15 protein-coding genes are annotated in these 17582 nt (G+C 66.1%); 7 read left to right on the forward strand and 8 right to left on the reverse strand.

Translation table 11 applies throughout. The features are described from left to right. Nucleotides 1–157: 157 nt before the first annotated feature. The 3 genes from BMY53_RS14275 to BMY53_RS14285 all read left to right on the forward strand — a co-directional run bounded on the left by BMY53_RS14275 (nucleotide 158) and on the right by BMY53_RS14285 (nucleotide 4494). Nucleotides 158–2287, forward strand: a complete 2130-nt coding sequence (locus BMY53_RS14275; RefSeq protein WP_255370199.1) for a TonB-dependent siderophore receptor — start codon at nucleotides 158–160, stop codon at nucleotides 2285–2287. Between the two features lie 264 nt (nucleotides 2288–2551). Then, the gene (locus tag BMY53_RS14280; RefSeq protein ID WP_092947134.1) at nucleotides 2552–3328 is read left to right on the forward strand and encodes a DeoR/GlpR family DNA-binding transcription regulator; all 777 of its coding nucleotides are present in this window, start codon (nucleotides 2552–2554) and stop codon (nucleotides 3326–3328) included. Next, complete coding sequence (locus BMY53_RS14285) at nucleotides 3328–4494, forward strand: MFS transporter (RefSeq protein WP_092947135.1); 1167 nt, start codon at nucleotides 3328–3330, stop codon at nucleotides 4492–4494. Before BMY53_RS14280 ends, BMY53_RS14285 begins: the two co-directional genes overlap by 1 nt. A gap of 31 nt (nucleotides 4495–4525) precedes the next feature. On the opposite strand, the gene BMY53_RS14290 is transcribed toward BMY53_RS14285, so the two are convergent. Together BMY53_RS14290 and BMY53_RS14295 are read right to left on the reverse strand one after the other, a co-directional pair. Then, the gene (locus BMY53_RS14290) at nucleotides 4526–6535 is read right to left on the reverse strand and encodes an ATP-binding protein (protein ID WP_177200881.1); all 2010 of its coding nucleotides are present in this window, start codon (nucleotides 6533–6535) and stop codon (nucleotides 4526–4528) included. A 226-nt stretch (nucleotides 6536–6761) separates the two neighbouring features. Next, entirely contained in the window at nucleotides 6762–7046 is a 285-nt protein-coding gene (locus tag BMY53_RS14295) for a MerR family transcriptional regulator (protein ID WP_092947137.1), read from the reverse strand. A 447-nt stretch (nucleotides 7047–7493) separates the two neighbouring features. On the opposite strand from BMY53_RS14295, the gene BMY53_RS26425 reads away from it, so the two are divergent. Further along, entirely contained in the window at nucleotides 7494–9071 is a 1578-nt protein-coding gene (locus BMY53_RS26425) for a chitinase (RefSeq protein WP_255370200.1), read from the forward strand. 11 nt (nucleotides 9072–9082) lie between these two features. After that, nucleotides 9083–10657 (forward strand): AbfB domain-containing protein, encoded by a 1575-nt coding sequence (locus BMY53_RS14305; RefSeq protein WP_092947138.1) that lies wholly within the window; start codon nucleotides 9083–9085, stop codon nucleotides 10655–10657. Here the strand turns inward: BMY53_RS14305 and BMY53_RS14310 are convergent. The 5 genes from BMY53_RS14310 to BMY53_RS14330 form a co-directional block, all read right to left on the reverse strand. Then, nucleotides 10644–11342: a PqiC family protein gene (locus BMY53_RS14310; RefSeq protein WP_218151235.1), complete on the reverse strand. Its 699-nt coding sequence runs from the start codon at nucleotides 11340–11342 to the stop codon at nucleotides 10644–10646. The genes BMY53_RS14305 and BMY53_RS14310 overlap by 14 nt on opposite strands. Continuing rightward, a complete protein-coding gene (locus BMY53_RS14315) occupies nucleotides 11339–13150 on the reverse strand; it encodes a PqiB family protein (RefSeq protein ID WP_092947139.1) in 1812 nt (603 codons plus the stop codon). The genes BMY53_RS14310 and BMY53_RS14315 overlap by 4 nt, the downstream gene beginning before the upstream one ends. Beyond that, nucleotides 13134–13808 carry a paraquat-inducible protein A gene (locus tag BMY53_RS14320; RefSeq protein ID WP_092947177.1) on the reverse strand — a complete coding sequence of 225 codons (675 nt, stop codon included), beginning with the start codon at nucleotides 13806–13808 and terminating at the stop codon, nucleotides 13134–13136. The genes BMY53_RS14315 and BMY53_RS14320 overlap by 17 nt, the downstream gene beginning before the upstream one ends. Next, nucleotides 13801–14487, reverse strand: coding sequence for a paraquat-inducible protein A (locus BMY53_RS14325; protein WP_092947140.1), 687 nt, complete (start codon nucleotides 14485–14487; stop codon nucleotides 13801–13803). Before BMY53_RS14325 ends, BMY53_RS14320 begins: the two co-directional genes overlap by 8 nt. A 105-nt stretch (nucleotides 14488–14592) precedes the next feature. After that, nucleotides 14593–15708, reverse strand: a complete 1116-nt coding sequence (locus tag BMY53_RS14330) for a tetratricopeptide repeat protein (RefSeq protein ID WP_092947141.1) — start codon at nucleotides 15706–15708, stop codon at nucleotides 14593–14595. Between the two features lie 249 nt (nucleotides 15709–15957). On the opposite strand from BMY53_RS14330, the gene BMY53_RS14335 reads away from it, so the two are divergent. Both BMY53_RS14335 and BMY53_RS14340 read left to right on the forward strand, forming a co-directional pair. Further along, nucleotides 15958–16770: an isocitrate lyase/PEP mutase family protein gene (locus tag BMY53_RS14335; protein ID WP_092947142.1), complete on the forward strand. Its 813-nt coding sequence runs from the start codon at nucleotides 15958–15960 to the stop codon at nucleotides 16768–16770. Nucleotides 16771–16986: 216 nt separating this feature from the next. Next, entirely contained in the window at nucleotides 16987–17247 is a 261-nt protein-coding gene (locus BMY53_RS14340) for a YrhB domain-containing protein (protein ID WP_177200882.1), read from the forward strand. Nucleotides 17248–17375: 128 nt separating this feature from the next. Here the strand turns inward: BMY53_RS14340 and BMY53_RS14345 are convergent. Next, the coding region (locus BMY53_RS14345; protein ID WP_143074078.1) for a transposase domain-containing protein at nucleotides 17376–17582 on the reverse strand (207 nt) is incomplete at its 5' end.

Here is a 17582-nt window from a genome sequence, read left to right on the forward strand (position 1 = left end):
CTCGGGTGTCACCTGACTGCGCTTTAGCGATTGGCATAGCGGCTCCGGCCTCTCCTGTGCCACTCAGTCCGGATTTCCGGATGACCGCCCTGTCCAGGCGGCCTATGCAGCGCGTTTTGACCATCCTTTCCCTCGTTGGAAAAACACGGAGAACAAGATGAAGCATCCCTTCCTCATGACCGCCTGCGCGATCGCAGCCTGCCTGGCCTTGGGCGATGTTCGCGCGCAGGAAGTGGCCGCGGCAGCCGACACCAGCAAGGGTGGCGCCACGGATACCAAGGCCGACAAGACGGACGCCACGCTGGATCGGATCTTCGTCAAAGGCAAGCGCGCCAGCCGCGTCTCCAAGGGCGCGACCGGCCTGCCCATCGAGATCAAGGACACGCCCCAGAGCATCAGCACCCTGGAACAGGAAGACATGGCCAACTTCGGCATGACCGGCGCGAACGATGCGCTGCGTCTGGCCACCGGCATCAATGTCGACCAGTACGAAACCAATCGCGCCACCTTCAACTCCCGTGGCTTTGAAGTCCAGCTGACGCAGATCGACGGTCTGGGCATGACCAACGACTGGGGTACCGTCGTTGGCCAGCAGGACACCTTCCTGTTTGATCGCATCGAACTGATCCGTGGCGCCAACGGCTTGCTGACCGGCGTGGGCAACTCCTCCGGCACCATCAACTACGTTCGTAAGCGCCCCAAGAACGAAGACGGCGGCGAGGTGAACTTCACCTACGGCCAATGGGGCCAACTGCGCGGTGCGCTGGACTACAACAAGGTCTTCACCAAAGACGGTTCCTGGGCCGGCCGCCTGGTGGTGACGCATGAGGACAAGGATTCCTATCTGCGCGCCCTGAACGACAAGCGCTCCACCGTCTACGGCGTGGTGGAAGGCCAGGTCGGCACCGACGGCACGCTGACCTTCGGCGTGACGCTGAATGACTCCAAGCAGCACTCGCCCATGTGGGGCTCGCTGATCCTGCTGCATGCAGACGGCACCCAGGCAGAGTTCGACCAATCCGCCTCCACCTCGGTCGACTGGACCTACTGGAACACCAAGTCCCAGAACGCCTTCGTGGAATACACCCATCGCCTGGCGCAGGGCTGGGAAGCCAAGGCCACCTACAACTATCGCCATGGCGAGGAAGAGACCAAGCTGCTCTACGCCTACGGCACGCTGAACTCGGACAACACCGGCCTGCTGGGCTGGCCCTACCATGGCGCCAGCACCACCGACAACCGCCTGTTCGACCTCAACCTGAACGGCGAATTCGACGCCTTCGGCCGCAAGCACACGCTGCTGGTGGGCCTGAGCCAGTCGCGCCAGACGACACGCACCGACCTGTGGAACGCCGATACTGCAGACATGTATCTGCCGCTGCCGGCCTTCCCTTACGGCGGCGATGCCTACCCCGAGCCGACCTGGGGCGAGCGAACCTATGACCGCAGCGGCGAGCAGCGTCTGACGCGTGCCTACGGTGCCCTGCGCCTGTCGCTGACCAACGAGCTCAAGGCCATCCTCGGCTTCAACGCGGTGAAGTTGGAGCGTGAAGGCTCGTCGGCCTACGGCAGCGCGACCGACGGGGTCTATCCGGACACGAAGAAGACCACGCCGTACGCCGGCCTGACCTACGACTTCACGCCCGACGTGCTGGGTTATGTGTCGTACTCGACCATCTTCCAGAACCAGGACCAGACCGACGCCGACAAGAAGTATCTCGACCCGATGAAGGGCGAGAACGCTGAAGTGGGCGTCAAGGCTGACTGGCTCAGCAAGTCGCTGCTGACCACGTTTGCGGTCTTCACGTCCGAGCAGAGGGGGCTGGCCACCATCGCAGGCATGCTGCCGGACCAGACCTACTGGTATGTGCCCAAGGATGTGAAGTCCAAGGGCTTCGAGTTTGAAGCCACCGGCCGCATCAACAAGGACAGCAAGATCACGGTGGGCTTCACCCGCCTGAAGCTGACGGGGCCGGACGGCAACGACATCTACGAATGGGTGCCGCGCACCACCATCAATGCCATGTACGACACTCGCATCCCGGCCGTGCCCGGCCTGCGCGTGGGTGTGACGGGCCGCTGGCAGTCCGACGTGGTGGGCCCCAACGCCTCGCAGGACGCCTACCTGGTGGCCAACGCCTTCGCCAGCTACGAGATCAACGACAAGGCGACGGTCCGCGTGAACGTCAACAACCTGTTTGACAAGAAGTACCTGGGCGGCATCGCCTACGGCGCCATCTACGGTGCCCCGCGCAACGCCGCCGTGACGTTGAGCTACAAGCTCTGATTCCGCGCACGTCACGGGCCAGGCGAATGTCCGGGCGGTGGTCCTAGCCGCCACCCAGGACAGACGCCGGGCCTTGCTGCCCCACGCATGGAAGGGATTTTCCCCTTCAGTGCGTGGGGCAGTGTCGCTTCTGGCCTGCCATGCAGACGCAGGCGCAGGGCAACGCTCCGGCGTCGCTGCACACGTGCGACATCCCACAAACGTGCAACACCGTGCACAATCGAGAATGTTCTGGCATGATCTAACGATCAACGCAGGACATTCATGAGCCAACCCGACCTTCCCCGCGCTCGCCGCGACCTCATCGCCGAGCGCTTGGCCGCTGGTCAGGCCGTGGTCGCAGCTGACCTGGCCGCCGAGTTCGCCCTCTCCGAAGACGCCATCCGCCGCGACCTTCGCGCCTTGGCGGCAGACGGGCGATGCCGCCGGGTCTACGGGGGTGCCATTCCCATCCCCAGCCACGACCGCCCCATCACCGCCCGGCTGCAAGAAGATCCCGAGCGAAAGACGGCGCTGGCCCGCGCCGGCGCCAACACCGTGCAGCGCGGAGAACTGCTCTTCCTGGACAGCGGCAGCACCAACGTCACCCTGGTGGACCTCTTGCCCGAAGATGCTGACCTCACCGTGGCCACCAACGGTGTGGACGTGGCCGCAGCCGCGCTGCGCCGACAAGACCTGCGTCTGCTGCTGATCGGCGGTGAGGTGGACCCGCATCTGGGCGGCAGCGTGGATGCGGCGGCCACGGCCAGCCTGAGCCGCATGCGCATTGACCGCTGCTTCGTGGGTGTCTGCGGGCTGACGGTGGAGGACGGCGCCATGGCGACCCATTTCAACGAGGTGGTCTTCAAACGCACCCTGGTCGAGCGCAGCCGGCACCGGGTCGCCATGATCGCCAGCGACAAGCTGCATTCCTCGGTCCACTATCAATTCGCGGAGCTGAACGCCTTCCACACCCTGGTGATCGAGCACGATGCCGATCCGGCGCGGGTGCGCCCCCTGCGCGAGGCCGGTGTACAGATCATCCAGGCGGAGGCCTTCTGATGAACACCACATCACCATCCTTCTCGACCGAGCCCTCCGCCACCGACCGCCCGGAAACCCGTCTGGCGGTCCGGCTGGCCTTTCTCGTGGCCGGCTTCGGCGTTGCCTGCTGGGCGCCGCTGGTGCCCTTTGCCCGGCAACGCCTGGGCGTGGACGAAGCTGCGCTCGGTGCGCTGCTGCTGTGCCTGGGGCTGGGCTCGGTGTCGGCCATGATGCTGGCGGGCGTGATCAGCGCACGGCACGGCACCAAACCGGTCATCGTGGTCAGCGGCCTGGGCCTGGCCTTGTGCCTGCCGCTGCTCACCGTGCTGGCCACCCCGTGGTCGCTGGGTCTGGCGCTGGCCGTCTTTGGTGGCTGCCTGGGCTCGCTGGACGTGGCCATGAATGTGAATGCGGTGGAGGTGGAGAAGAAGAGCCAACGGCCGCTCATGTCCGGTTTCCATGCGCTCTACAGCGTGGGAGGCTTTGCGGGTGCTGGCTTCATGACGCTGCTGCTGTCGCTGGACTTCGAGCCGCTGCACGCGACCTTGCTCGGTGCAGCGCTGATGGTCAGCGCGATCGTGGTGGCCTGGCCCTACCTGCTGCTCACCACGGCCTCAACCCAGGGCCCGCTGTTCGTGGCGCCGCGAGGCATCGTGCTGCTGCTGGCGGCGCTGGCCGGCGTCACCTTCCTGGTGGAGGGCGCCATTCTGGACTGGAGCGCCTTGCTGATGACCAGCACCGCCCTGCTTTCCCAGGAGCACGGTGGCCTGGGCTTCATGGTGTTCTCGGTGGCCATGACCACCGGCCGCTTCACCGGTGACGCCATGGTGGCCCGGCTGGGCGACCGGCTCACCCTGCTCACGGGCGGCCTCCTGGGCGTGCTGGGTGTCGCGGTCGTCATCCTGGCCCCGGTGGCCGCCGTGGCCATGGCCGGCTTCGTGCTGGTGGGGCTGGGCGCTTCCAACCTGGTGCCGGTGCTCTTTCGCCGCGCCGGTCAGCAGACGGCCATGCCGGCGGCCTTTGCCGTCGCCGCCGTGACCACCATCGGCTACGCCGGCGTGTTGATGGGCCCGGCGCTGATTGGTTTTGTGGCGCATGGCCTGGGCCTGGCCAACGCCTTCTGGCTGCTGGCCGGCCTGCTATGCCTGGTGCCGTTGACGGCCCGTTGGGTCGCACCACGATGAGCGGACGGGCGCGGCGTCCGGAATGATCGGTTCAGCCCAGCGCCCGCAGCAACGCAGCCAGGTCATAAGGCTTGCGGATCACCGGGTAGCCTTCTTCACTGGCGCTCTGCGCCACGTCGCTATAGCCGGTCACCAGCACCACACGCACACGCGGCAGGCCGGCGCGCACCTGCCGCGCCAGTTCGACGCCGTGCATGCCGCCCGGCATCACGATGTCGGAGATCAGCACATCGGGTTGCAGCCCCGCTTCCAGCAGCCGCAAGGCTTCCGGCGCATTGGGGGCCGCACGCACCACGAAGCCGCCGGCCGCCAGCAGTTGCAGCGAGGCTTCCCGGACATCGTCGTTGTCGTCCACCAGCAGAATCACCTGCCCGGCCTTCACTGGTGAAACAGCCAGCGCATCGCCACCATCGCCGCCATGGCCATCATTCGCGCTGCCCGCCGGTAGCGACTCCGCATGGCCGACCAGCGGGAAGATCATGGTGACGGTGGTGCCCTGGTCGGGCTGGCTCTCCACCTCCACATGGCCACCGCTGGCCTTGGTGAAGCCATACACCTGCGCCAGGCCCAGACCGGTGCCCTTGCCCGTTTCCTTGGTGGTGAAGAAGGGTTCGAAGATCCGGTCCAGCAACTCGGGTCGAATGCCCGCGCCGGTATCCCGCACGCTCACAAGCATTGCACGCCCGGCGCCTTCCTGCCAATCCACCTGGGCCCGCAGCGTCACGTCGCCCCCTTGTGGCATCGCGTCCCGCGCGTTGGTCATCAGATTGGTGAGGGCAATCTCCAGTTCCAGCGGGTCCAGCGCCACCGCAGGCAGATCGTGGGCCATCTCCAGCGCGATGCGATAACGCGCGTCCAGCAACGGGCGCACGGCCTCCACGATGTCAGCCAGTGCAGCCGCCAGATGGAGGGAGCGGGCATTCATGCGCCGCCGTCCGGACAGCAGCGTCAATTGCCGGGTCAGGGTCTCGGCCTTGCGGATATTGCGGCGGATGACTTCCACATCGGCATCGGCCAATGAACCAGCCCGTCGCTGCAGGATGGACAGGCGGCCGGTGATGACCTGCAGGATGTTGTTCAGGTCGTGAGAAAGCCCCGCGCCCAATTGCCCCACCGCCTCCATTTTTTGGGCCTGTGCCAGTTTGGCTTCCGCACTCTCGCGGCGGTGGATCTCCGCCTGCAGCGCGTCTGTCCGGGCCTTCAGCACGTCGACGGACGCCGTCAGGTCATGCTGCAGCCGGCGGAAATGCTGGGCCAGCAGCAGCAGGACCACCGCGTTGGCGATCAGGCCTTCCAGCCGGGTCGTGTACCAGGCCAGCGTGTAGCGCCCACCGCTGTAGGTGCTGAGCCAGATACCTGCCGCCTCCGCCGTCAACACGACCATCAGCCAGACAAAGATCGATCGTTTGTAGAGGCCACGCCGCCACATCAGCACCAGGGCCAGCACCGCCAGCGCGGCGGTCCAGTAGGCCCCGGAGATGCTGAAACTGCCGAAGAACTGGCGCCCATCGACGCTGGACAGCGCGCCGGCATCGCTCATTTGCGAACCCACATAAGCTGCGGTCGCCGCAAGAACCGCCACCACGACGGGCAGGTAGCCGGCCCGCGGCCCGTGCCGCGCTCCTGGCCGCCCCTCCACGAGAATGGCCCAGGCGATGAAAGAAGCAAAGCCGGCGCGCCAGACAATGAACATCCAGCTCACCGCATGGGGAGAGCCGATCACCGGACCCTGGGGAAACACCGCGCCGGGAAAGCTCAGCACATGCAGAATCGCCATCAGCCCACCGAACAGGTAGGCGGCCGCGATGACGGCATGTGAGCGGGGTTGTTGCGGAGAAGAAATCAGCAGCCAGAAGGTCGCGAGGTCGATCATCGCGATGGCTGCACCGTACATGCCGCTGACATGCGGCAAAGGCACCAACGGGGTCGATGCATACGGGAAGATCAGCGCGGCCGTCGCCAGCAGGATCAACGCCAGGCCCAGAGCCAGCCGGAGCTGCGAGCGGCTCGCAACTTCTTCGACAACCTCCGGGTACGCCATGGCGCCTATCTCCTCACTCAAGCGGCCGGCCATTGTCGCCGCGCGCTCAAGCCATGCGACCCTGTGGCGTCAGCAAGCTCGCGTGGTTTGTGCAAAAGGAGCTGTTCAGCCCCTCTGCTTCACTCCCGCGAGCCGAGGTGGCCCTGACTCGGGATAGGCCGCAAGGCGTCAACCACAGCCTGAGCGCGCGATGGCGATGATGGAGCTGCGGGGCGGCTGCTGCCGGTCAGTGCGGCAGTGAGGTGGGCTTGAAACGCAGGCTGTCCTGATAGGCCACCGGCACCAGCGTCTTGCGCACGTTGGCCAGCGCCGCAATGATCTTGTAGCTCGGGACGCCCTTGTCCTGAAGCCTGCGCGCAGCGTGCAGCAACACCAGATCCTGGAACGTGAAGCGGGTTCCCGTATCTGAATCCAGCACGTCCTCATGCACCAGCGAATCGATCACATGTTCCGGAATACCGGCCATCTGGACAGCTTGGGCCTTGCTGAAAGGGGCGAGTGCTTTTTGCATGAGGCTTCTCCGTGGGGTATGGACATGAAGATATCTGCTGGGATGTTGCCGAGATGCCGGTGGATGGCGGACGGTGATGTAGGACAGAGCCGGCAGCCTCTTCAGGCACCGTGTCCCCTGTGGCGTGTCCCCGTGTATCGCGTGTACCGCCTGTAAGCACGCGTAGGGTCCTTGCATCCCGCGCGAGCAGGCCCAACGCCGGTGCAGCCCCTTCTAGGGGCGACAACGCCGCCACGATTTGTCACCACGCCTACGGGTTTCCACCCGGGACGGTTGGGCCGCAATTTCTGAAAGTGGTATCCAAGCGGTGGCTAATTTCTTCACTCAAAGCAATACCAGTCTGAAGCCACCGATGCGATCAGCCGCCGGAAGACCAGCAAAACACCGGCGATTCCTGGGCAGCACGCCCGTCACGCTCGGGTCCTTCAACCCCCTGGAACCACCGCCATGACACGCATGACACGCTCCGTCCGACCTCTCTCCACGCCCTTGCGACTGATAGTCGCGTTCGGCGCCGCGGCCGTCACGCTGCACGCTGTTGCGCAGACCGCCGCCGCCTGGAAGGCCGACACGTACTACGCCGCTGGCAGCCTCGTCAGCTACAACGGCCAGATCTACCGTGCCACCGTCAACCAGACGGACTACAGCAGCACCGGCTGGAATCCCACCACGGCATCCTTGTGGACACTGGTCGGCCCCGCCAGCGGCGCACCCGCACCTTCACCCGCGCCAGCCCCGACACCCGCCCCCAGCCCCGCACCCTCGCCTGCCCCGGCACCTGCCGCCGCGCCGGCACCGAACGGCGTGTGGAATGCAGCCACCGCCTACGCGGGCGGCGCCATCGTCAGCGATGGGGGTGTGCTCTACCGCGCCAACTGGTGGACCCAGGGCGACAAGCCTTCCACCCACAGCGGCCCGGCAGGCTCCGGCCAGCCCTGGACGGTCTATAGCGGTACCACCGCACCGGGGCCGGCACCGACCCCAGCACCAACACCTGCACCTACGCCTGCGCCTTCCCCCGCACCAACCCCCTCTCCGGCCCCCTCCCCCGGCCCAGCCCCCGCGCCTGGCGCCCATCAGCTGATCGGCTATTGGCACAACTTCACCAACCCGGCGGGCGCCACCTTCCCGATCAGCGAAATCTCCAGCGACTACGACGTGATCGTTGTCGCCTTCGCCGACGATGCGGGCAACGGCAGCATCGCCTTCAACCTGGACGGCGGTTCAGGTGGCGAGGCGCGCTTCATTGCCGATGTGGCGGCTGCACGCGCCAAGGGCAAGAAGGTCGTGCTGTCCTTCGGTGGCCAGAATGGCACGGTGACGCTCAACAACGCCACGCAGGTGACGAACTTCGTCAACAGCGTCGAGGCCACCATGCGTCGCTACGGCTTCGACGGCATCGACATCGACCTGGAAAGCGGTGCCGGTGTCACCTCCGGCGCGGCGGTGCAGACCAACCTGGTCACTGCGGTCAAGCAGCTCAAAGCGCGCATCGGCAGCAGCTTCTATCTCTCGATGGCACCAGAGCATCCGTACGTGCAGGGCGGCTACGTCGCCTACGGCGGGATCTGGGGCGCCTACCTGCCCATCATCGACGGCCTGCGCGACGAACTGAACGTGCTGCATGTCCAGTACTACAACAACGGCGCCGTCTACACACCCTACGCCACGCAAGGCCTGGCCGAAGGCAGCACCGACATGCTGGTGGCCTCCAGCCGCATGCTGATCGAAGGCTTCACCACCAACAACGGCACCGGCCCCTACGTGTTCCGCGGGCTGCGCCCGGACCAGGTGGCCTTCGGCCTGCCGTCGGGCCCATCGTCCGCCAACAGCGGACAAGCCAGCCTGGCCACCATCACCGCGGCGCTGAACTGCCTGACGCGGCTGACGCAATGCGGCGCCATCAAGCCCCCCGTCGCCTACCCCACACTGCGGGGCGTCATGACCTGGTCGATCAACTGGGACCGCCACGATGGCCTGACCTTCTCCCAGGGCGTACGCGCCTCGCTCAACACCCTGCCATGAGGACCACGGCCATGACACGCTTGAAACGATCATTGGCCGCGTTCGCGCTCGGCCTGCTGGGTGCCGCCGCCCAGGCCCAGACCTGGCAACTGGTCTGGCAGGATGAATTCACCAACGGCATCAGCGCTGCCTGGCGCTTCGAAACCGGCAACGGCTCCGGGGGCTGGGGCAACAACGAGCTGCAGTACTACCGCCGCGAGAACGCCACGGTGGAAAACGGTGCCCTGGTCATCACCGCCAAGCGCGAGGATTTTGGCGGTTATCGCTACACCTCGGCCCGCATGACCACGCAGGGGCTGGCAAACTTCCGCTATGGGCGCATCGAGGCCCGCATGAAGCTGCCCCGCCGCACCGGCATGTGGCCCGCGTTCTGGATGTTGGGGAGCAACCTGGGCACCGTCGGTTGGCCGGCCTCCGGCGAGATCGACATCATGGAGCAGGTCAATACCGATGCCGCCGTGTACGGCACGGTGCATTGGCAGGGCACGGATGGCGGCCATGCCTCCTATGGCGGCAACATCGCCGTGGACACCACGGCCTGGCACGACTACGCCGTGGAGTGGGACCCCAACGCCATCCGCTGGACGGTGGACGGCAAGCAGTTCCACGTCATCGACATCACCAACGGCGCGGGCAGCACCGAGGAATTCCAGCGCGACTTCTTCCTGCTGCTGAACATGGCTGTGGGCGGCAACTGGCCAGGCTTCAACATTGACGAGACGGCCCTGCCGGCGAAGATGTATGTGGACTACGTGCGGGTGTACAAGGCGGCGTCAAATACCACGACGAACAGCTGGACCACGCGCGCGCCCTCCGGCCTGGTGATTCGCCATCAGGCCAGCCGCGGCCGTGTGGACACCGCCGGCAGCGTCAACCCGTTCAACGACGGCAACTGGCGCATGGTCACCGGCCTGGCCGGCAGCGGTGTGTCGTTCCAGTCGGCCAACTATCCAAACGCCTATCTGCGCCACCGCAATGGCGAGGTCTGGCTGGACACCAACGATGGGTCCGATCTCTTCAAGCAGGACGCCACCTTCATCCAGCAGCCCAGCCTGCTGGACGGCAACGGCGTGTCGTTCCAGTCCTTCAACTTCCGGGACCGCTGGATTCGCCATCGCAACTCGCTGCTGTTTGTGGAGCCGGTGACGGATGCCCAAGGCCGCTCGGATGCCAGCTTCAGCAGCACGGGCGCCCTCACGGGCACAGCCGCCTTCAGCACCACGCTGGCAGCAGACGGCTTTGCGCAGATGCAGGGCATGCAGCTCGAAGCGTCAAGCGAAGGCGGCCAGGATCTGGGCTGGATCGAGGCCAACGACTGGGTGGTGTGGAACCTCAACCTGCCGCAGAGCGGCACCTACACCATCGAATACCGGGTCGCCAGCCTGAGCGGCGGTGGAACGCTGCAGCTGGAGAAGGCCGGTGGCGCACCGGTCTATGGCAGCGTGGCCGTGCCTTCGACGGGTGGCTGGCAGAACTGGACCACCCTCTCGCAGCGCGTCACGCTGGATGCCGGGCAGCAGCAGATCGCCGTCAAGGCCCTCGCGGGTGGATGGAATCTGCGCTTCGTGAAGATCACGAAGTCCTGAGCCCTGCACCGGCAGCGGCAGCGGCGCCTGCAGTCGCCGGCAAGGGGCCGGGACACTGCCCCTGCGGCCACCGGGCCATCGCCGCGCCAATGGCCTGGCTCAGCTGCGACAGCAGGCGCTGCTGGGAAACCACCATCTCCGTGTAGCCGCCCAGCGCCGGCTCGGTCAGCTCGGTGCGGCAACTCAGCCGTGCCGGGGTATCGCCGGCCTGGGCAATGCTCCAGTCTGCCGCCAGGTTCACGCGCACGCCGGGCCAGGCATCAAAACGACGCATCTGCACCTTGATGCGCAACAGCTCGCGCCCCGGCTGTGCGCCCAGGCCGGCCACGTCCTGCGTGCCGAGCTGGCGCGAAAGCTGGGTCGACAGGGCGGCCCTGAGCTCTTCACTCAAGGGCGCGGACCAGCGCTCGTTTTCCAGCACCGCCACGCCGCTGTCACTCTTGCGGATGACGATCTGCGGCTGGTCCAGCGATTCGGGTACCCCCACCGGCAGCACCTCGATCACATAGGCCGGAGGCAAGCGCAGCGGTGGCGACGTTGATGGGGCCGCCGCCGTATTGCCGTTCGCGGCCGGCGGCGTCAGCGTGTAGTAGGACGTGATCGGCGCCGAGCCGCAGGCGGCCAGGCTACCGCCCACCACCGCCGCCAGTGCTGCCATTGCGACATGGATCAAAGAGGACTTCATGGCTTCTTGGACTCCTGCGAAGCATCAGAGCGCGGCGGCTCAGAGCGCGGCACCTGCGGGGTCGCCACCGAGGTCGCCGCTGGTGCATTGGGGGTGGGCGGCGTGGCATTGGCAGCCGGCAATGGCGCGTCTGCCGGCCGCCCCCGGAGCAGCGACTCCGGATGCCGCGAGAGCATGTCCGTCAGCGACCGTAACGAGCGCGCCGAACGCTCCACCTCACGCAAGGTCTCGCTCAGGTCCTGCTGGAGATGAGAATCCTCGCCCACCGCACCACCGACGGCGCTGAGGGTCTTCTGCGCCTGCTGGAACGTGGCCGTCGCCTCCGGCAGCACCTGCCCGTTCACCTGATACAGCGTCTGGTTGAAGGTACCCAAGGCGCCGTTGAGTTGCAGCAGGCTGTTGTTCAGGTTGGTAGCCACCTGCTCCATCGGCAGCTTCTCGATCTTGTCCAGGATGTGCACCACCTGCTCGGGGATCTGGTCCACCTTCTTGTCGATGGTGGGAATCTGCAGCGGGCTCTGCGCCACCATCGCCACCTTGGGTGCGCCCGGGTAGAACTCCAGCGAGATATACCGCTGGCCGGTCAACAGGTTGCTGGTGCGCGCCTCTGCGCGCAGGCCGGCGTCCACCAGGTTCTTCACGAACAGGGTGGTGACGGACTCGGGGTCCCCCTCCTTCACCGGCACATGCTGCATGGCGGCATCGAGCCGGTGCGGATAGATCTCGGCGCTGACCACGGCGGGGAAGCGCTTGCGCACCGGGTCGTAGTCCAGGGTGATGGCGGTGACACGGCCGATGTTCAAGCCCAGAAACTCCACCGGCGCGCCCACGGCCAGGCCGCGCAGCGACTGGTCGAAGCGGAACCGCGCGTATTGCGGCGGGCCATCTGCACGGGCCATGGCGGTCTGCTCATCGTTGGCCAGCAGGTAACTGGCGCGGGCAGCGGCCACGGGCGCCATGTCGTCCGGGGGCGTGGCGAAGGCGATGCCCCCGGCCACGATGGTGGCCACGGATTGGGTGTTGAGCTTCAGGCCCTCGGCCCCCAGCGAGATGTCCAGCCCGCTGGCGTTCCAGAAGCGTGTGTTGCTGTTGACGAAGCGGTCGTACGGCGCATCCACGAAGATCTGCAGATCCACGCCCGTGCCCCGCTCGTTGAGCTTGTAGGTGGCCACCCGGCCCACCTGCACACGGCGGAAGTACACGGGCGAGCCGATATCCAGCGAGCCCAGGTCGGAAGCGTGCAGCAGGAAGGTCTTGCCCGGCATCCCGTTGATCACCGCAGGCGGTTCCTCCAGCCCGACAAAGTCGTGCTGCTCTTCCTTGGAGGTGCCGGTGTCCACGCCGATGTAGGCGCCCGAGAGCAGCGTGTCCACGCCGGACACGCCACCGACGCCGATGCGGGGGCGCACCACCCAGAAGCGGGAGTCCGTGCGGGCCAGGCCGCTGGCGCTGTGTGAGAGCTTGACCGTGGCGAGGATGTGCGAGCGGTCCGGGCTCAGCGCGATGGAGCGCACGCTGCCCACGGTGACGTCCTTGTATTTCACGGGCGTCTTGCCGGCTTCCAGGCCGGCGGCTGTCTGGAAGCTGATCACGATCTCCGGCCCCTCGTTGCTCCAGCTGCGGGCGAAGATGGAGAGGGCCACGATGGCCGCGACGGCCGGCACGATCCACACCAGCGAGACACCACGGCGGCGCTTGACGCCTGGCAGGCCGGCATCGGGCAGCGGCCCGGCCTCCGGCCATGGCGCGCGTCCGTCGGAAGGTGGACCCGGTGGCTGCGGGGAGGCGGAATCAGTGGGAGGGTTCATTCGGTCTCTCGGCGTCCCAGATCAGACGGGGATCAAAGCTCATGGCGGAGAGCATGGTCAGGATCACGACCATGCCGAAGTAAAGAATGCCGATGCGGGGCTCGATGTCGCTGAGCTGGCGGAACTTCACCAGCGCGGCCACCAGCGCCACCACCACCACGTCCAGCATGGACCAGTAGCCGATCAGCTCCACAAACCGGTAGAGCCGGCTGCGCTCGGCCTGGGCCCAGGTACTGCGGCGCTGCGTGGTGACCAGCAGCAGTGCCATGGCCAGGAACTTGGTGCAGGGCACCGCGACGCTGGCCACGAAGATGATCAACGCGATGTCCCAGGCGCCTGCGCGCCAGAACTCCACCACGCCATTCATGATGGTGCTGTCCCCGCCTCTGCCCAGCATCTGGGTGTGCATGACGGGAAGCAGGTTGGCGGGGATATAAAAGATCAGGCCTGCCAACAGCAGCGCCCAGGCGCGGGCAATGCTGTTGGGTTTGCGGTGATGCAGCGGCGCACCGCAGCGCGGGCAGGCCTGCGCGTCCAGCAGGCCGGCGCGAGCGCTCACCTGGCCGCAGCTGTGGCAGCCGATCACTCCGCGCTCGAAGGCTCGTGGGCGGCGCTGGGCGGCGGCGGAGGCGCCCGGTTGCAGCACGGGCTCAGCCATGGCGGGTGTGGGTGGCGTGGGAGGCCGCGCCATCGTCGGCAAGACCTTCCCGGCGGGCGAGCTCGGGCTCATCCACCAGGTCCCAGAGCCAGTGCATGTCTCGGCTGGCGATGATGGCGATCAACGCGGTGAGCACGGCCATGGCCCAGGTGCCTGCGCCGAGGGTGACGGCGACCACATCGGAGAGCTTGATCATCGCCACGAGGATGCCCAGCAGGCACACCTCCACCATGCTCCAGGGCCGCAGGCCCACCAGCAAGCGCATCAGCAGCTCGAAACCCGGCGGGCGGCGGCCCGTGCGGGCAAAGCCCAGAACCCACAGCAGGGACGAAATCTGCAGCAGCGGGACGACGATGAGCGTGAGCGCCAAGGGCACCGCGATAGGCGCCGTTGGGCGTTGTGCCAGCGCGATGACGGCACCCCAGACGGTGGATTCGTTGTGGGCGCCCTGGAAGTTGATGAGAACAACCGGGCGGAAGTTGGCAATGAGGAAGGTGATGGCGGCGGCCACGGTGAGTGCCAGCCACTGGTCCAGCGTCAACCGGTTGGCCCGCAGCAGCACGGCGTTACAGACTTCGCATCGCGCCACTTCGTTGCCGGCGAGTTGAGGCCGGCGATACAGTGTGTCGCAGTGTTCACAGGCGAAATATTCGCGGTACGCAGACGGGCGGGGGCACATGGGCACAGCCAGGGCAAAAGGCGTACCGATTATGGTGGATGGGTTTCGCCGCTGCAGGAGGCCCATGGTGCCGGGCCCGGGGCCAGGGCCCGGATCATCTGGCCATCACTGGGTTGTCTGGGCGGCGGCCGTGGCGCGGCTCAACAGTTCCTTGGCGTCCGCATCTCGCCCTGTCGCCTTATAGATCGCTGCCAGGTATTTGCGGCTCTGGATCACGGCCGGATGATTCGGGCCCAGGACCTTCTCCCGCGTCCGCAGCGCCTGCTTGGCAAGTGCTTCGGCTTCGGGGAATTTCCGTTGCTCGGCATAGAGCCTGGCGAGGTTGTTCTGCACCGTCGCCACCGACGGGTGTTCGTTCCCGAGCGTGCTCTTGTAGAAAACCATGGCCTTGTAGAGCAAGGGCTCCGCATCGTCGTACTTGTACTGGGCCATGTAGCACATGGCGAGGTTGTTCAAGCTGGTGGCCAGCGCTGGATTGGTGGCGCCAAGCAGGCCCGTCCGGATGGACAGCGAGCGCTTGTAGAGCGGCTCGGCTTCCTCGTTCTTCCCCTGGTCACTCAGCACAGCGGCGTAGTTGCTCAGGCTTTGGGCCACGAGCAGGTGGTTTCTGCCCAGTTGCTCTTCCCGGATGTCCAGCGCGCGCTCGAACAAAGGCAGCGCCTTGTCCATATCACCCTTGACCAGGTACAGGCCGCCCAGGTTGTTCAGGGAAATGGCCACGGTCAGGTGGTTGGTGCCGAGCTTGGCCTCGCGGATCTTGAGGGATTTTTCATACAGCGCCTCGGCGGCGGGGTAGCGCCCCATCTCCTGGTACAGGGAGGCCAGGTTGTTGAGGCTGGTGGCTTCCAGGAGCGGCTCTGTAGCACGAGACTTTTCATCGATCTCCAGCGCCCGTTTGAAGAGCGGCTCCGCCTGGGCAAACTGACCCTGGTCCTGATGCACGGCGGCCAGCAGGCCCAGGCTCAGGGAGACCGTCCTATCCTCCGGCCCTTTTGTTTTTTCCGCCAGATCCAGCGCCTGCTGGGCGAGTTGGGCAGCCTTGGCGAATTGGGCTTTCTCCAACGCGGATTGCGCGTCGCCGAAGATGCTGCGCCAATCGCGGCTCTGGGCCTGGGCCTGGGCCTGGGCCTGGGCCTGAGTTTGGGCCTGGGCAGATGCTGGGGGCACAACGCCGAAGGTGGCGACCAGGGCAAGGAGCAAGGCGGGAGCGGCGAGTTTCATCGTCACGGGCAGATGGATTTTCGGGCGGTGGGCGGTGGACGCAGGGCTGAAACAACTGGGCCTGCGCTGGCGCCACGGGTTCGCGAGGTTAGCTCAATGGCGGGGGACTTTGGCCATGGGCCACGGCGGCTGCGGGGAGTGTATGCAGAGCCCCTGTCTGAGGACATCAGGGAAGATGTCCGTTTCTGGCGAGCATGGCGGGCGTGGGCTGCGTAGGATTCAAGGCTTCCACCCAGGAGCGCCAGATTCATGAACCCTTCAACTGCATCCGCCGCCGCCCCGACGCAAGCCGAAAAGGCACTCGCCTTCCGCGCCCTGCATGAGCGGGCACAGACCTTTGTCATTGCCAACGCGTGGGACATCGCTTCCGCCCGAATGCTGACGGACTGTGGCTACGAGGCGCTGGCCACGTCCAGCGCGGCCGCTGCCGAAGCCGTCGGCAAACGGGATGGGGAGCTGACGCGTGAAGAGACCATTGCGCATGTCCGTCTCATCGCTTCGGCCACGTCCGTGCCCGTGCATGCGGACCTGGGCAACGGGTTTGGGCATGATCCTCAGGCCTGCGCACTGACGATCCGTCAGGCGGCGGAGGCTGGCGCGGTCAGCGGGTCCATTGAGGACAGCAGCGGGACGAGCGTCGCGCCGATCCTCGACTTTGACCTGGCCGTGGCGCGCGTATCAGCAGCCGTTGAGGCGGCGCGGGCGTTGCCTTTTGCATTCAGTGTCACTGCGCGGGCGGAGAACTTTCTGCACGGGGTCAACGATCTGGACGACACGATCCGCCGGCTTCAGGCCTTTGAACGCGCAGGGGCTGACACGCTGTTTGCGCCGCTGCTGCCCAACCTGGATGCGGTGGAAAAGGTCTGCCGCTCGGTGAGCAAGCCGGTCAACTTCATGGCGGGGGTGCCCGGGCTCTCGTTCACTGTGGAGGAACTGAGCCAACGCGGCGTGCGCCGGGTCAGTTTGGCGATGTCGCTGTTTCGGTATGCGATGCGGGCAGCGAAGGCGGCGGCGGTGGAGGTGAAGGAGGTGGGGACGTTTGAATATCTGAGGCGGCCGTGAGCGAGCTGCCTCGCTCGCCGGGTCAGCGTGGCATCTGGACTGTCCCTGGTCGGGTAGATCCTGTCCCTATCGCCCGCCGAGGCCGATGCAAACTACTACCGGCAACTCGCCAGTCAGACCGCCGCCGTGATGGGCTGACTTAAACCATACGGCCTCCGCGGAACCCGGGTTAATTCAACCGCTGGCACATCCGGGGGCGGAGAAAGCACGCTTATTTTGAACTACGAAGATGCCGTCGCGGCGGTAGAAAAGCAACTCGCCAAAATCGACGATCTTCCGGGAGGCGACTCCCTGGTCCTTGTGTCGGAGCACACCATCGAACGCCCATTCGGCTGGGTCTTCTTCTACACCTCGCGCTTGTACCGTGACACTCGCGACATCAAGTACGCCCTAGCAGGGAACGCTCCGCTGATCGTCAACCGGAGTTCTGGAGAGGTCGTGCCGACCGGCACCGCACAGCTCTTGGAGCACTACTGAATACGAGGCGCGCATCGGCCTCAGCTGACAGCGCCTTACGCTGACGATCCACGATCTCACCGGCACCGAACGTAAGCGGTCAATGAACTGCGCCCTTGGCGCCAACGAGTTGTCGGGGTAGAAGCGATTCAGGCCGCGAGGTCGATGCGCCAGGGCAGCAATGCGGCGTAGTCGTCCGCCGTCTGGGCCTTGGGCAGCGCAACGAACAGTGCGCGCAGGTAGCGGTAGCCGTCGATGCCGTTGACCTGGCAGGTTTGCAGCAGCGAGTACAGGTTTGCGCTGGCATTGGCCCCGGCCACGGTGTCGGCGAACAGCCAGTTGCGTCGGCCGACGCA

The organism is Roseateles sp. YR242 (assembly GCF_900109745.1).
In the GTDB taxonomy this organism is placed as follows: domain Bacteria; phylum Pseudomonadota; class Gammaproteobacteria; order Burkholderiales; family Burkholderiaceae_C; genus Roseateles.

What these genes read in the sequence shown, in the direction of transcription:
- BMY53_RS14305 (WP_092947138.1), top strand. Translation starts at nt 9,083, where the DNA reads ATGACACGCTTGAAACGATCATTGGCCGCGTTCGCGCTCGGCCTGCTG.
- BMY53_RS14285 (WP_092947135.1), top strand. Translation starts at nt 3,328, where the DNA reads ATGAACACCACATCACCATCCTTCTCGACCGAGCCCTCCGCCACCGAC.
- BMY53_RS26425 (WP_255370200.1), top strand. Translation starts at nt 7,494, where the DNA reads ATGACACGCATGACACGCTCCGTCCGACCTCTCTCCACGCCCTTGCGA.
- BMY53_RS14325 (WP_092947140.1), bottom strand. Translation starts at nt 14,487, where the DNA reads ATGTGCCCCCGCCCGTCTGCGTACCGCGAATATTTCGCCTGTGAACAC.
- BMY53_RS14320 (WP_092947177.1), bottom strand. Translation starts at nt 13,808, where the DNA reads ATGGCTGAGCCCGTGCTGCAACCGGGCGCCTCCGCCGCCGCCCAGCGC.
- BMY53_RS14335 (WP_092947142.1), top strand. Translation starts at nt 15,958, where the DNA reads ATGAACCCTTCAACTGCATCCGCCGCCGCCCCGACGCAAGCCGAAAAG.
- BMY53_RS14280 (WP_092947134.1), top strand. Translation starts at nt 2,552, where the DNA reads ATGAGCCAACCCGACCTTCCCCGCGCTCGCCGCGACCTCATCGCCGAG.
- BMY53_RS14290 (WP_177200881.1), bottom strand. Translation starts at nt 6,535, where the DNA reads ATGGCGTACCCGGAGGTTGTCGAAGAAGTTGCGAGCCGCTCGCAGCTC.
- BMY53_RS14315 (WP_092947139.1), bottom strand. Translation starts at nt 13,150, where the DNA reads ATGAACCCTCCCACTGATTCCGCCTCCCCGCAGCCACCGGGTCCACCT.
- BMY53_RS14275 (WP_255370199.1), top strand. Translation starts at nt 158, where the DNA reads ATGAAGCATCCCTTCCTCATGACCGCCTGCGCGATCGCAGCCTGCCTG.
- BMY53_RS14330 (WP_092947141.1), bottom strand. Translation starts at nt 15,708, where the DNA reads ATGAAACTCGCCGCTCCCGCCTTGCTCCTTGCCCTGGTCGCCACCTTC.
- BMY53_RS14295 (WP_092947137.1), bottom strand. Translation starts at nt 7,046, where the DNA reads ATGCAAAAAGCACTCGCCCCTTTCAGCAAGGCCCAAGCTGTCCAGATG.
- BMY53_RS14310 (WP_218151235.1), bottom strand. Translation starts at nt 11,342, where the DNA reads ATGAAGTCCTCTTTGATCCATGTCGCAATGGCAGCACTGGCGGCGGTG.